The following is a 14,643-nucleotide window of genomic DNA, read 5'->3' on the forward strand; positions in this document are numbered from 1 at the left end:
ATTGTGTCTTCATGCCTTTACGTTCGCTTCGGAAGTTCCCTGAATACTATGTCGCTGCGTTGCTCGTGATGTTCTCCTCCTGCGCGGCCTTCGAGGCGTACGGGCAACAACCGACCACGCCCCCGCTCTATGGTGGCGGAGCAGAGACAAGTCAGCAGGGAGGCTCGGCGACGGCAGGTGTCTTTGCCCCCATTCTCGATTCAGAGAAGCGCCCGATCACCGCCGGTGGATTCGTCAAGACTGGCCCGGTCGTTTTCGAGGACGTGTCGGCGAAAGCAGGCCTGACAGGCTGGCATCACAAAATGGGCACTCCGCAAAAGCCCTTCATCATTGAAACGACCGGATCGGGCGTTTGCCTGCTCGATTACGACCATGATGGCTGGCTGGACATCTATCTGGTGAACGGGTCGACGTACGAAGCGCAGGAAGGAAAAGCGGAACCGCCGCACGCGGCTCTTTTTCATAACAATCACGACGGCACCTTCACCGATGTTTCGGAAAGCGCCGGTGTAACCAATGGCCGATGGGGATATGGATGCGCCGTAGGCGATTACGACAACGACGGCTGGCCTGATCTTTATGTGACGAATTACGGGAAAAACCGCCTCTTCCACAATAACGGCAACGGCACCTTCACCGATGTTGCCGAAAAGGCAGGAGTCACGCTCGGAAACTGGTCCACGGGAGCGAGCTTCGGCGACTATGACGGGGACGGGCGGCTCGATCTGTTTGTTCCCGGATATGTTCATTACGACATGCAGCATCCGCCGGTGTCCGGTTCGCCCGCCGTCGGCGGAACCTTCTGTGCGTTCCGCGGCGTGCAGGTGATGTGCGGCCCGCGCGGACTGGAGGGCGAGCCCGACCACCTTTTTCATAACAATGGCGATGGGACGTTCACGGATGTAAGCGAAAAGGCCGGAGTCAGCGATAAGGAAGGCCGCTACGGATTCTCCTCGACGTTTGTGGATGTCAATGGCGATGGGAAACTGGACCTTATTGTCGCCGATGACTCATCGCCGAATTATCTCTACATCAATAAAGGCGATGGAACATTTGAAGACGATAGTTATGCCTCGGGCTTTGCGCTGAATCAGGATGCGCGTGAGACGGCCAACATGGGCGTAGGCGTGGGAGACTATCTCAACAACGGGCGAGTCGATATCTACACCACGACATTTTCCGACGACTACAAGACCCTCTTCCATAACGACGGGGACGGCAATTTTTCAGAGATCTCGCCCCAGATGGGGATAGCCGAGGTCACGTATCCGTTCCTGAGCTGGGCCACGGAGTTTATCGATTACGACAATGATGGATGGAAGGACATCATGTCGGTGAGCGGCCACGTATACCCGCAGGTGGACCAGCATGACTGGGGCACCACGTTTGCCGAGCGTCCTATGCTGTTTCATAACATCAACCACGGGAAAAAGTTTGAGGTTGTTCCCGCGGTAGAAGGAACCGGGCTTGCCGATGTCATTCCTGCGCGCGGCGCGGCCTTTGGCGATTTGTTTAACGATGGAAAGATCGATGTGGTCATTAACTGCATCGACCACACGCCGGTCCTGCTGCGCAATGTGGACGCGGATACAAACCACTGGATCGGGATCGCGCTTGTGGGCGGAGCAAAAGGGCCACGGGATGCCATCGGTGCAAAAGTATTCGTCACGGCAGGCGGAATTCGTCAGCGCGCAGACGTGATGAGCGGCGGAAGCTATGAATCGTCAAACGACCAGCGCCTTCACTTCGGACTGGGTGAGGCCACGTCGGTAAACGACGCTGAGATTAACTGGCCGGATGGCAAAGTGGAGCATGTTTCGCTCTCCGGCGTGGATCGCTATTTCATGATCGAGGAGGGAAAGGGTCTGGTGCCCAGCGTCTACGATGCGATAGCCGCTGGCCGTGCCCAAACCTCCGCAAAGCTCAGCTCGCAGAAATAGCCGCAGTGAGGGAGTGCTGTTTTCCCGGTATGAACGACGACACCAGGGTAGGTGCATGAAAAAGATTGCAGCGGTTCTCATGATTGGCGGTGCGCTGTGTGTATGCGGACCCGCATATTCCGCCTCATCCGGTAGCCCTCAGCAGGATGCATATGGCAAAGCCTCATCCGGCAATGCGCAGCCGGATGCATACGGCAAAGCCCCGTCCAGCAGCGCTCAGCCGGAGGGGGATCGCAAAGACTACTCCGAAAAAATCAGCGATGCCTATAATTTCCGTTTTGGCAAAGACAAGCCGTTTATCCCCGGAAGTGCCAAAGTTGTGGGCGATGAATTTATCCAGCCGGGCGCGTTCCCCAACGCGAGCTATTGCGCGCACTGTCATCAGGAGGCCTGGCATCAATGGCGCCAGGCGCTGCATTCCAATTCATTTCGCACTCCGTTTTATCGCAACAGTGTCAACATCCTGATTCGTACGAAAGGCATCGAGTTTACTCGCCACTGCGACAGCTGCCACAACCCGATAGCCGTTCTCTCCGGAGGCCTGACTCAGAATTCCCTGGTGGACCGCAAATTCGATGATGACGGGCTCACCTGCATGACCTGCCACTCGATCCAGGGCCTGCAATCGACCAATGGAAATGGCGGTTACATCATGGGCGTTCCGGCGGTGATGGTCGATGAAAATGGAAACCGTATACCCGGCGAAGTGCCGTACAGCGAAATTCTTGCGCACCCAGATCGTCACTCGCGGGCGGTCATGAAGGACTTCTATCGCACGCCCGAATTCTGCGCGGCGTGCCACAAGGCGAATCTTCCGGAATCGCTGAATGACTATAAGTTCGTGCGCGCATTCACTACATATGATGAGTGGCAGATGTCGAAGTTTTCAAAGCGGAATCCGCTGACATTCTATTCCGGAAATTTTGCCACCTGTCAGAACTGCCATATGCCGCGCTCCCGTAATACGCTTCCCGATTACGGCGCCAAAAACGGAACCTTTGCCTCCCATAGCTGGGCAGCAGGCAACAGCGCCGTTCCTTTTTATTACGGGTTCGATGAGCAATTGCAGAAAACGATCCGCTTTCTGCGCTCGGGCAGCTTTCTGAATGTCGATATCTTCGCGCTGAAGAAGGCCGGCGAAGACAAACTGATCGCTCCGCTCGGCTCTGTGCCTTTTCAGCTTGCGCCGAACGATGTCGTCGAAGCCTGGGTGGTTATCCAGAACAAGAACATTGGGCATTCCCTGATTCCTGAGGTCAGGGATCTCTATCAGGCATGGGTTGAATTCAATGTTCAGGACGAAAAGGGACGGGAGATTTATCACAGCGGCTACGTAAAACCCGACGGCACGCTGGACGTGCGCGCCCACAGCTTTACCAATCGGCCGGTAACAAAGGACAGCGAGTTTGTCGACAACCATAAAGTGTGGACGATTCGCTCCGCGGCTTATGACAACACCGTGCAGTCAGGCCGATCCACTCTGGTTCGTTACATGTTTCGGATTCCCGCTTCCATCAGGGGCCCGGTTACGATTACGGCGCGGGTAAATTACCGCCACTTCCGCAAGAGTTATATCGACAATGTCTTTGGAAAGGATCATCCGGCCTATCCCATCGTGGAGATCACGTCGCGAACCCGGGTACTGAATATAGGCCAGAATGATCCGCAGCCGCATAACCCCCAGGACAACCTCGACTGGATGCGCTGGAACAACCTTGGCATCTCGCTGCTAGACGAGCTGCAGTATGCGGAAGCAGTTCAGGCATTTACCAAAGTCGAAGAGCTGCGGCCCGATTATGCCGATGCGTACACCAACATCGCGCTGACCGATATCCAGTGGGAGAAATACGGCTCCGCGTGGGGAGCTGTCCAAAAGGCATTGTCTCTCAGTCCGGGCAATGCGCGGGCGCTCTACTACGCGGCGCTGATCGAACGGCGGATGGCGCATCCGGAGCAGGCCATCGCGGACCTGAAAGAAGTGGTCCGGCAGTATCCGCAGTCGCGCGATGCGCGCCGTGAGCTGGGCATTTCGTATTACCAGAAGCATGATTACGACGCAGCACTGGAGCAGTTCACGGCGCTGCAGCAGATCGATCCCGATGATCTGGCGGCCCACTACAATCTGGCCATCCTGTATCGCCGCATGGGCATGCAGAAGGAATCCGCGGAACAGGAAGCCATGTTCGTAACGAAGAAATTCGATCCTGTTTCTCAGACATATTCTCTCGATTTCCTGCGGCAGCATCCGGAGATAGCGAATGAGGCAATCCCCTGGCACCTGTACACGGACCTGCCGCATGAGGACCAGCCGGTGAATCCGAGCATGGGCCACGGCTACGGTGGAGGGAGCTACGGCGGGGGGAGCTACGGCTCCAGTGGAGGCGGAGCCCAGTGAAGCAGATGCGATTTGTCCTGATTGCGGTTACGATTTGCATGTCGTCGATCGCCTGCCGCGCGGAGACTTTATGTCCCTGGATCAATGCCGCCACGGCCTCCGGAATTCTTGAAGGGGATGCAGGCTCAACTGCGGAAAAACCGCCCGAAGTGAACTCCACCGCCTGTATATTCACGTACCGGGAAAAAGATATATCCCGCGAGTTAAGAATTACGGTGGAACAGAAGCAGAATGCAGAACATGACTTTCAGGCTCGAAAGACGCAGTGCGGCCGAAGTGCAGACGAGCTTCGCGCGGTTGGGAATGAAGCGGTGCTGTGCCCGGTGAAGAACAGGGGCCACGAGTACACCGCGGAGATTATCGGCCGCGTTCGCGATTCTGTATTCACGATACGAGTGAGCGGCGGCGGCGAAAAAGATAAGGCCTTCTCCCAGGAGGCTCTCGAACAGAAAGTAAAGCTCGCCGCCGGACAGGTGGTGGGAAATCTTTACTGATTGCCGTTGTTGATGAAGTAACTCGTGTCTGCTCCGGTTCAGAGAGGTTCCGGAGCTTCAGGGAATGAGTATGATTTTTCCACCTGCGCCGCCTGCCTCGGCCATGCGATGACCCACCTGTACCCTGCTCAGCGGCAGCTGGTAAGCGATCGGTATCGAGAACTCCCCGCGCGCGACGTCTTCGGCGAGCTCATAAAGACGCGAGGCATCGGGTTGTGCCGTGAAGGCTTCCACGCGGATGTCATATTTCTTCGCTCCTTCAGGAACGCCCAGCACCGAGCCGAGAACTCCGCCGCTGCGGATACTTTTCAGAAGCCGCTCGATCGTCGTACCGCCTACTGTGTCGGCGATGGCGTCCAGTTCGTGGAGCTTCGCGATCTCCTGCTCGTCGTCCAGAGCTACGACGGCCTCCGCGCCGAGCGCCTGCGCCTCTGCCCGCTGTGACGCGCGCACACCCGCCAATACACGTGTCCCATGTTTGCGAGCAACATGCACAGCAGTCCTGCCGACACCGCCGAGTGCGCCCGTTACAAGAATTGTCTGATTGGCTTCAGGCTTCACCGCACGCTCGATAAGCTGCGCACCGGTGAGAGTGACAAGAGGCAATGCCGCGGCATGAGGGAAATCCAAAGCTTCCGGAATCGGAGAGAGCACGCCGGCTTTGGCAACAGCGTATTCGGCATATGTTCCATTCGCGAGCGCCATGACGCGCATTCCTTTCGGAAATCCTGACACGTCAGAACCTGCCGCCTCTACTTCCCCTGCCAGATCACGGCCAAGTATCCCGGGAAACTCGACGGGAAAACGACCTTTTGCCGCTCCGCTCCGCATCTTGTAATCGATCGGATTGATGCTGGTGGCGCGGATACGAATCAGAACTTCGTTATGACCATATTCCGGAATATCGGTCTCTTCATATTTGAGCTGGCTGTCGTCGCCGTATGCAGGGAGCAGAACTGCCTTCATCGTTGTCTCCTGTAGGCGGAGACATCCACTTTTCCTACCGGAACGTCCGACATTGTCATATTGGCGGCGGCTCCTCATTTGCGTGATTACACCAGTTCACGAACCTTATCGTGCGCGTTCGTCAGCACGATTTTCATGCGGTTTGGCTCGCCGCGAACTAGAGACTCAGCCAGCTTCAGCGCCTGCCCGGCCTTGATCTTTGCCGGCATAGGCGGTGTAAATTCATCGACAACCGCCTCGATGAGAACCGGACCTGGACGTCCCATGACACTCTCCAATTGAGATCCGCATGTTGCCTGATCTTCAACCTGGATCGCGTCCATTCCAGCACCGCGGGCAATCGTGACAAAATCGGCCGGGTAAAGGTCGTACGCATATTCGGGATTGCCAAGGAAGACCATCTGCTCCCATTTGATCTGTCCCAGCGTATTGTTTTTGATGACGATGATCTTGATGTTGAGCTTGTATGCGGCGACCGTAATCAACTCGCCCAGCAGCATGCTCAGGCCGCCGTCACCGATGATGCAGTAGACCGGCCTGTCCGGATAGGCCACGGCCGCGGCGATGGCATAAGGAAGGCCGCATGCCATCGTGGCGAGATTGCCCGAGCAACTATGTTTCTGGCCGCGCAGAGCGGGAACATAACGCGCCCACCATGTTGTAATTGTTCCGGAGTCGGAGGTGACGATCGCGTTAGATGGGATGCGTTTTCCGAGCTCCCAGCCCACGACCTGGGGCTTCATCGGTTTGTCAGTCCGGGTACCGCGTTCCTCCATGAGTTTTTGCCACTCCGCTTTGCCCTTCTGAGCTTTCTCAAGAAGGCCATTCTCGTGTTTTTCAAGCAGGGGTAGCAATGCCCGCAGGGTATTTTTCGCATCTCCGACCAAACCAACATCGGCTGGATGGCGAAGGCTGATGCGTTGTGGATCAATATCGATCTGCACACACTTGATCGAGCCTGGCTCAGGGAGGAATTCGATATACGGGAATGATGTTCCCACCATCAATAATGCGTCGCAGGCTTCAATGGCATCCTGTGAGGGTTCGGTGCCAAGCAGGCCTATCCCGCCCGTGGTGTAAGGGCTGTCGTCCGGCACGGCCGCCTTACCGAGTAGAGCTTTCACAATGGGCGCACCGAGAGTCGCGGCAAGTTCCTCCAGCTCCTGGGTCACATGGAGCGCCCCCTGGCCGGCTAGAATCGCAATCTTCTTTCCGCGGTTGAGAATGTCTGCCGCATGCTCCAGCTCGATTCGGGCCGGAAGCTGATCGAAGTAAGCGGGCACCGCCGATGTGTGATGAACAGGGTTTCGCTCCGACTGGCCCTTCTTAATTTCCTGAACCTGCACATCGACAGGGATGGTGATGTGTGCGACGCCGCGCGAAGCTAACGCAGTCCTGATCGCCAGGTCGGTCACGCTTTCCATATGTGCTCCGCTCATGATCCGCTCGTTGTACACCGCTACGTCCATGAAGAGCTTGTCCAGAGCAACATCCTGCTGAGTGAAGGTGCCGATCAAATCGCTGTGTTGGAGCCCGGTGATCGCAAGCACGGGCGCATGGTCCATCTTCGCGTCATATAGCCCGTTCAAGAGATGAATACCTCCTGGACCGGAGGTTGCGATGCATACTCCCAGCTTGCCAGTAAATTTTGCATAGGCACAGGCCATGAATGCGGCTGCCTCTTCGTGCCTGACGTGAATGAACCGAAGCTGCTCGAACAAACGCTGGAAGAAGAGAAAGAAACAGATGCGAAGTTGACGTCTCTATCCAAAAAAGTGAATCCAACCGCCGCAGGCGGCGAGGATCAGGGCAAGAGGGTCGAGGGATCAACGAAGAAGACGGCATCGCATCACGCGGCATAAATCAAGCTAGCTCGGGTTACTGGGCTTCGAATCCAATACCATTCGAAGTCCAGGTTCGAGCAAGCAACGTGACATCGGGTATCCTAGCCGCGCAAGAATCTGTGCTTTGATAGCGAGATTCTTCGGCACCTGATACAGTTCATCCGGGATATGCTTGTTTGCATCGATTGCTTCGTTGATTGGAGCTAGTGCGGCCTGGAGGCTGCCCTCATGTAGATGTGCTTCCGCAAGCAGGCCGCCCGACTGAGTGATTCCACGCCAATAGGAGAGCTGCCGAGCGTACTGAACGGACTGGCTAAGGTCCGATATTGCTTCCTTCCAGTCGTTCTTTTCCTCGTAGACACGTGCGCGCACCTTATAGAGCTCATACAGGTGACCGGCCAGGCGAAGAGCCCCGACCTTCTTCATTGCGTCATCGGCGAGCGCAAGTGCCTTGTCACTTTGGCCGATACCGCTGAGCGCTTCGATTTTGGCATTAACGGCAATCGACGGATAGGCCGCATCGCGAGTTTTGCTGGCAACCTTGATCGCTTCGTTCAGCGGGCCAAGCGCTTCTTTGTATTTACGAAGCTCAACTAGACCAGTGCCGTACATGCTGGCATAACGGATGTGGGCAGCAGGATCGGCAACCTTCGCCACCATCCATGCTTTCTCGACATCCTTCTTGGCGGCTGCAAAATCGCCAAGAAGGAACGCCGCGATTCCCTGCTCACCAATCGCGTGCGAGGCGAGAAGATAATGCTGCTGTCGAAGTGAGACCGACTCAACCTGCGACCAGGTATCGCGGGCCATGCCGGCATCGTAGTTTGTTTCCAGCATCCCAAGAATTGTAAGGATTCGCAGGCGGGTTTCCGGATCGCTCGCTTCGGGCCGGTTCAGATCGCCTCGTAATTCCGCAATTTGGCTTGGGATTGTCCTGGAGGATTCGCTCTGCGCCAGCACTTGGCTGACATGCGCATAGAGCGCTTGTGAAGCATCGCCCTTCTTGATGAATTCGAGTTCAGCTTGATGGTAGACCGGAGCCACTGCGATCCAGCTATTGAGCCATGACAAGTCGTCGGCTCGCTTCAGCAGCGCCTCTGGAGAATGAGATATGCGCAGGAAGACTTGATACCCGACAATGCTCAGCAGGGCGGCCAAAAGCAAACCGGTAGCGATGCGAAGGCTTGGGGGAAGAGCAAATCGCATGGCAGAACCCGTTCACTTGACGTTAATCATGTCAGAAGTGGCAACATCCGGCAACTGCGGTGAGCGAGCAAGCGGCGCGAATAGCAGAATTCACGGTTTTCGATTTTCGAACAAAATCGAAAATTCGAGGTGCGTTCTATTTCAGCAGTCGCTGACAAGCGGTCGCTCGCGTCTTAAGCCGTGTGCACAATCTTGTGATCGTGACATGCGACAAGCCCTGTCCTTCAACCTGTTCTTGGATCGTTGTCGCCTGATCCGGAAGAGCCTGGGCCATGGTCCTGAGTCGATCAATGAGTTTCACCTCATTCAGGCGCAACTCGTCGGCGAGCTTCCGCCAATGCCGCAGCCCAATATTTCGGAGCCGGTACTCCCCGCCAATCTTCATGGCGAGCTTCACCTTGCTCATCTCCACGGCGGGATATGGAAGGATACTTGCCAGGTCATAGAGAGGCGCTAGGCGCACGGCTCCATTCTGGCCGAGAAGCAGAGAGTAGTTCTTGGCATGAGCGTCTGTTCCCGCAATCAGCCAGTTGAACGCAATGGCGTCCAGGAAGGATGCAACGTCCTCATCCGCGCTGCTCGACTGCTCCCGGAGCAGCTCCACGATCTTTCGCACTCCCGGCCCGTCTTCGTTTTCATATTTACGCGCAGGGTGCAGGCCAAGTGCCTGACACATGTCTTCCTGGTGAATGCGCACCCATCTGTTCCCAACGCGCGCACGATCATACCGCTCGACGACAATCGCGATCTCATCCTCGAATCGGAGGATATTGGAGTTTGGCACAATGAGGCCGAGTGAACGCGCCAGTTGCAGCGAGAAGTGCTCGTTTTCTGCGTGGCCATCCCATTCTCCTGTCGGTGGCTTCAGGATATGAGTGGTTGGAATACGGCCCGACGGGACGCCCCATCGTCTGCGTTCAAAGAGAAGCGCCGTCTTCGGCTGAGCGCCTGCAAGGCTGAATTGCCCCGTATCGCTTGCGGCTCGCCATGCAGAATGGTCGGCGCGCAAGGTGCGCAAACGCCCTGCCACGTCATCTTCCGTCAGCCATTGCACTTCCCGCGCAGCCGGTTCCGCAATCAACATTTCTAACCGTTCAGGAGTGACGAACTGAATGGCGCCTGCGCAGTCCTCGCCTACATGGGTAATCAGCCGGAAGACATTCTTGGGCGACACCTGGAAGCGTTTGCCCCAGTTCTGTAGAACGCGGTCGTTATCGGGCAGCAGCCCCCATAGGAAAGCCTCTATACGGGCATGTCCGTGGGTCGCTGAACCAAGAGGCATCGAGAGCGAAAGCGGATACGCGTTCGGGTCGTGCCGCCACGTCTCGCTGTATGTGAATGAGAGGCGGGATTCCTTGTAATGGACGGTTCCGACCTCCCGGCCATCCAGCAGCGCTATGAGTTGGTTCGTCATGGGCGTTTCTTCAGGGAGTTGAGAACATTGTTGATGTCCACGTTCCCAGGTTCGCTGACGGCAGATGCCTTCTGCGTCCGTTCAACGGCTATGTCCAGAGAAACCCCAAGGGTTTTAAGGGTTCGAAGGACAAGGCCGATCTCGGCACGCGGCTTCCCCTGCTCCACTTCCACGATCCACTTGCGGCTCGTTCCCGCCTTTTCCGCCAGGTCGCTTTGGTCCATCCCCAGCTTGACGCGGCGTTCCCGGATAAAAGCGCCCAAATCTGCGGCAGTCCGTATTTTCATAGACGGCGCCTCCTGCATTGCACTACAAGAGTAACCGAGCGGTGACATTATGTAAAGAGAGCGATCGGTTACATTGCATACTGTAACCGCTCGGTGACACGTGATCTGGCCAACTAAGTGGAATTCATGGCCTGCGTCCAAACGTTACTCGACATTTTGGAGGGACCTAAACACCTGATCGACCGGCGCATCTGATGTCCCGCATCAGAATTCAATTGGGGAGCGCGGCCATGTCTTCCAGGAACTCCGACGCAGGTTCCGTGCTGGTTACAAACAGGTGATCGCGGGCGCGGGTGCAGGCTACATAAAGTAAATGCCTCTCCGTGCTGTAAACATCCTCAAGGTCGCTTTCGTCGGCAACCGCTTCGATGCGCTCTTGAAACGGAATCACCTCGTCATCACAGGCCATCACGCCGACGGCCCGGAACTCCAGCCCTTTCGCAAGGTGCATCGTGCATACTGGCAGGACCCCCGGCGCAACTTCGACATGCTCATCCAGCACACGGTATTTGATGCCAGCCAACTCCGCTGCCTTCGTCGCCCTGTCAATTTGCTCTGCCGAGCGCACAAACAATGCGATTTCGTGAGGCTGAAGCCCTGCCTTGGCGAGCTGACGCAGCCATTCGGCTACGCCCTCGCTTTCTCTCTCGTGAGAGGCATACATTTTGATGTCCGGCTTGGGGCCATTGAAGAGCGATACCGCATCCTTGCGGCTCTCTTCGTTGCCATCCACGTCGGCAATCTGCGCATCAAGCAAGCGGTCTGCCTGAGTGCGAATCTGGTGCGACGTGCGGTAGTTGATTTTCAGCGTCGTAGCCCGTCCCCGTACATCCGCGCCCGCAGCCTTCCACGAGAAGGGCTGCTGGAAAATGCGCTGCCCCAGATCGCCTGCAAAGAACAACCCATTCGGCTTTCCTCCGGCCATGCTGGCAAGAAAGCGAATTTGAGCAATGCTGATGTCCTGCGCTTCATCTACCACGGCAAAGTCGAACGGCGGTGCCGCACCGTTTGCATAGTGGCGGGCAAGAACATTAAACATCCCTGCCGCCGTAATGACTCTCTGTTCACGGAGTCCGGCGCGGACGGCTTCGAAGATCGTCCATAGAAGCTTCCGTTGTTCTTCGCGGAGTCTCGACTTGCGTCCGAGGCGGTTCACGTCGCGGTATTCTTCCCATGAGTCCAGTTGCCATCCATCGACAACCTGTTCCCACTCCGTCGTCAAGAACCGCAGCGAGAACTTATGCTCCTCGGCGTCCTTCGATGCCTGTCGCAGCAGTTCCGCAATCTGCGCTTTGGTCGCGATCTTCAGCTTGCCGATATTCAGTTCATACAGGCGTCGCCCGATGGCATCCATCGAATAAACTTCGATACGCTCTCCGAGGCGGGGTTCGTTGGTCAACAATAACCGCAGCTTCGTGTGCAGCGCATTCGCCAGCGGCACGGAGAATGTCGTGAGCAGGACACGCGCATCGCGGTGCGTGCGGGCCAGATACGCGGCGCGGTGTATCGCAACAATCGTCTTTCCCGTGCCTGCGGTGCCAGAGGCGCGCGCCGGGCCGTTGTATTTCTTCTCCACCAGTTTGCGCTGCTCGGGATGAAGGAAGACAGCCCAGCGCTCCCACGGATAGTCCAGCGCCAAAGCCAGTTCTTCAGAATTCTTCATCACACGGAAGCGGCGCATCGCATCCGGGTGCTCGAACGGATTAGTGCCTGGAGCCACCGGCTCCGGCAATGGCGGGCGAATGCCCGTGGCAAGATTCAGCAGCGCCTCGGCGGCCTCCGCCGGAAGATGCCCAGCAATCTCTAGCAGGTCATCTTCGCTGGCGTTTAGCACTTCCGACAGCCACTCTTCGGGGACACCGTAGTTCAGCAGCGTGCCTTCGGAGATGTTCGGCAATGCCTTGCGCTTCGGCCTTACCTGCTCTTCCTCGACATATTTCGGAACTGTGATTTCCTGAACGCGTTCCCGAATCTCCACCAGTTGCGCCGCACCGGTCTTCGGATGCGTCTCCATCCGCCGCCGCTCGGCCCAGTGGTAGGCATCATCGTGATGGGCGACATAGCACAGCAGGAGGCTGGTATCGTTGCGATGGACGATCAGCCGGATGTCGCTGGTCACGCGGATCGACCAGAAATTCTTATCCTTTGCCTTGTCCAGCTTGTGAAAGCTCATGCTCGGATGTGTCGGGTTCAATTGCAGGTCGAACGCGGCCATCTTTGCGGCCTTCTGCTCGTCGCCGGTCAGACGGCCAAGACTGTCCGTAAATGTGTCCGCGATCCGAAATTCCATGCTGTTCCCTCAAATGATTCCAACTACACCCGGAAAATCTTCATCACTTCATCGCCCAAATGGTTAATGACCTTGACTGCAATGCGCCTGGACTCAGGCTTGTCGAAGGGGCGGGATGTATCGCTGCGTAGTGTTGCCCAGGCGTCCTCGTTGATCTCCGCTTTCAGGCTCGTCTTCAGCGCTTTGTATGGATCATTCGCGCCGAGGAAGTAAGCGTGACGGACGAAGAAGCTCTCTTCGTTGTAGTCCGTGTCGATGAACCAGCAGGCAATCTCATCAGGTCCGTTGCTGCGGACTTCGCCGGTGCTTGGGTGGAATACATCTACACCGCGAACCTTTACAGTGATCTGACTGCCTGCGGCATTCTGAATCTCAATGTCCGGCTCGCCGAAGATGACAAACAGGTTGCCCTTGCCGGTGTTCTTCAGGTCTTCGGCCATGTGCAGGTCGGCGTTCATGCGGGCCTTCAGCACGCGGATGCGGCCCAGCTTGTTCATCTCGGCGGAATGCGCGTCGTAGCTGAATGCGCAGGAAATCAGCACGTCGAAGTCTGCATCCCCGGCCTCGCGTGCAGCTACAACCAAGTCCTCGCGGGTGACGGTGCCAAACTCCGGGCCGATAAAGATGCCAGCGCGGCGCTCCGTGCCGTCGGCCTCCGTATAGCGGCCTTCAGCGCAGATGTATTTGCCCGGCCACGGAGCCAGTGAGGTGAACGTGATCTTGTCTTCCTTGTGTGCCTGCTGCACGCCGGAGTTCTTCAGGTTGTCGAGAATGATCTGAACAAAGTCCTGCACATCGCGGATGCCGCTATCGCTCTGCCCCGGAGTCTCAATCAGCTCTTCGTTCTCATCTACGGCCAGCACGCGATGCGGAGAAAGACTCTCCACCGTGAACGGCCCGGCGACGCGAACCTTGTTCTTGTCCTCATAAGGTTTGTCGTAGAGGTTTTCAAACTCGGCCTTAGCAGCAACGGAAGCGTCGATGGCCCTCTGGCGAGCGATGCGTGCCTCCCACCAAGCAGAGTGTGTGGACCTGGCTTCCTTACTCCAGCCTTCGGACGCTTCACGAGGAATCTCCCACTCCTGCCAGCGCTGCTTCAGTTCGGCATTCAGCTTCTCGCGCAGAGGTTCGAGCGTCTTCTGATACTCCTCCCAAATGACATCGATCTCGGCGTCATTGGCGATGGATTTGAGCGTGATGTGCGGCACTCGCTCATAGACAAAACCGAGCCGGATATTTCCATGCGTAGTTGTTTCAGATGGAATGCGTGCATGCAGCTTCGCTTCCTGCACCTGACCTTCACGAGAATCGGAAAGCAAATAGTAGGGATAACGCGCTCCCATGATGCGGGCGCGGGCAAGTGCCAGAGCTACGCGCGAAGTATCAATGGTAATCCAACGGCGTCCCCATTGTTCGGACACATATGCAGTGGTCCCTGAACCGCAGGTAGGGTCAAGGACAAGATCACCAGGATCGGTCGTCATCAGGATGCAACGCTTAATTGCTTCTGTTGCAGTTTGGACAACATACACCTTCGGGTCTGTACGACTTTGGACTCCACCTATATCCAGCCATACATTGATCTGTGGATTTATTGCAAAGTCATCCATGAAACGGACATAGCGAATAGACTTTCCTTCTTCAATGACACGTCCGGCTTTGTTGAGGCGACCAAGCCCCGGCACAGTTGTTTTCCAGTGAAGCCCCGCAGGCGGTGACCAATATCTGCCTCTAAAAGTGAACTGCTCCCCATCTATTTTTAACGGCGCGCCTTGCGACGTCAGCTGATCTGACGTCGCAAGGCGCG

At 56.6% G+C, this 14,643-nt stretch carries 11 protein-coding genes; 4 read left to right on the forward strand and 7 right to left on the reverse strand.

Features of this window, described 5'->3' with window-relative positions; genetic code table 11:
* Nucleotides 1–11: 11 nt before the first annotated feature.
* From D0Y96_RS07340 to D0Y96_RS07350, 3 genes are read left to right on the forward strand one after another with little or no spacing between them, the layout of a single operon-like run.
* Nucleotides 12–1,940 (forward strand): CRTAC1 family protein, encoded by a 1,929-nt coding sequence (locus D0Y96_RS07340; RefSeq protein ID WP_252263540.1) that lies wholly within the window; start codon nucleotides 12–14, stop codon nucleotides 1,938–1,940.
* Nucleotides 1,941–1,995: 55 nt separating this feature from the next.
* Nucleotides 1,996–4,335, forward strand: a complete 2,340-nt coding sequence (locus tag D0Y96_RS07345; protein ID WP_252263541.1) for a tetratricopeptide repeat protein — start codon at nucleotides 1,996–1,998, stop codon at nucleotides 4,333–4,335.
* A complete protein-coding gene (locus D0Y96_RS07350) occupies nucleotides 4,332–4,829 on the forward strand; it encodes a hypothetical protein (RefSeq protein WP_117298657.1) in 498 nt (165 codons plus the stop codon). Before D0Y96_RS07345 ends, D0Y96_RS07350 begins: the two co-directional genes overlap by 4 nt.
* Nucleotides 4,830–4,886: 57 nt before the next feature.
* On the opposite strand, the gene D0Y96_RS07355 is transcribed toward D0Y96_RS07350, so the two are convergent.
* Together D0Y96_RS07355 and D0Y96_RS07360 are read right to left on the reverse strand one after the other, a co-directional pair.
* Nucleotides 4,887–5,795 carry an NADP-dependent oxidoreductase gene (locus tag D0Y96_RS07355; RefSeq protein ID WP_117298658.1) on the reverse strand — a complete coding sequence of 303 codons (909 nt, stop codon included), beginning with the start codon at nucleotides 5,793–5,795 and terminating at the stop codon, nucleotides 4,887–4,889.
* Between the two features lie 86 nt (nucleotides 5,796–5,881).
* Nucleotides 5,882–7,462, reverse strand: coding sequence for a thiamine pyrophosphate-dependent enzyme (locus D0Y96_RS07360; RefSeq protein WP_199480202.1), 1,581 nt, complete (start codon nucleotides 7,460–7,462; stop codon nucleotides 5,882–5,884).
* Between the two features lie 18 nt (nucleotides 7,463–7,480).
* Here D0Y96_RS07360 and D0Y96_RS07365 point away from each other — a divergent pair, with 18 nt between their 5' ends.
* The gene (locus D0Y96_RS07365) at nucleotides 7,481–7,657 is read left to right on the forward strand and encodes a hypothetical protein (RefSeq protein ID WP_158562290.1); all 177 of its coding nucleotides are present in this window, start codon (nucleotides 7,481–7,483) and stop codon (nucleotides 7,655–7,657) included.
* Between the two features lie 6 nt (nucleotides 7,658–7,663).
* On the opposite strand, the gene D0Y96_RS07370 is transcribed toward D0Y96_RS07365, so the two are convergent.
* The 5 genes from D0Y96_RS07370 to D0Y96_RS07390 all read right to left on the reverse strand — a co-directional run.
* Nucleotides 7,664–8,845, reverse strand: a complete 1,182-nt coding sequence (locus D0Y96_RS07370) for a hypothetical protein (RefSeq protein ID WP_117298660.1) — start codon at nucleotides 8,843–8,845, stop codon at nucleotides 7,664–7,666.
* Nucleotides 8,846–8,981: 136 nt separating this feature from the next.
* On the reverse strand, nucleotides 8,982–10,259 hold the full coding sequence (locus D0Y96_RS07375) for a type II toxin-antitoxin system HipA family toxin (RefSeq protein WP_117298661.1): 1,278 nt from the start codon (nucleotides 10,257–10,259) through the stop codon (nucleotides 8,982–8,984).
* The gene (locus D0Y96_RS07380) at nucleotides 10,256–10,546 is read right to left on the reverse strand and encodes a helix-turn-helix transcriptional regulator (protein WP_117298662.1); all 291 of its coding nucleotides are present in this window, start codon (nucleotides 10,544–10,546) and stop codon (nucleotides 10,256–10,258) included. Before D0Y96_RS07380 ends, D0Y96_RS07375 begins: the two co-directional genes overlap by 4 nt.
* A 211-nt stretch (nucleotides 10,547–10,757) precedes the next feature.
* Nucleotides 10,758–12,836 carry a 3'-5' exonuclease gene (locus D0Y96_RS07385; RefSeq protein WP_117298663.1) on the reverse strand — a complete coding sequence of 693 codons (2,079 nt, stop codon included), beginning with the start codon at nucleotides 12,834–12,836 and terminating at the stop codon, nucleotides 10,758–10,760.
* Between the two features lie 23 nt (nucleotides 12,837–12,859).
* Nucleotides 12,860–14,643: DNA methyltransferase (locus tag D0Y96_RS07390; RefSeq protein WP_286676377.1), on the reverse strand; the 1,784-nt coding region annotated here is incomplete at its 5' end.

The organism is Paracidobacterium acidisoli (assembly GCF_003428625.2).
GTDB lineage: Bacteria > Acidobacteriota > Terriglobia > Terriglobales > Acidobacteriaceae > Paracidobacterium > Paracidobacterium acidisoli.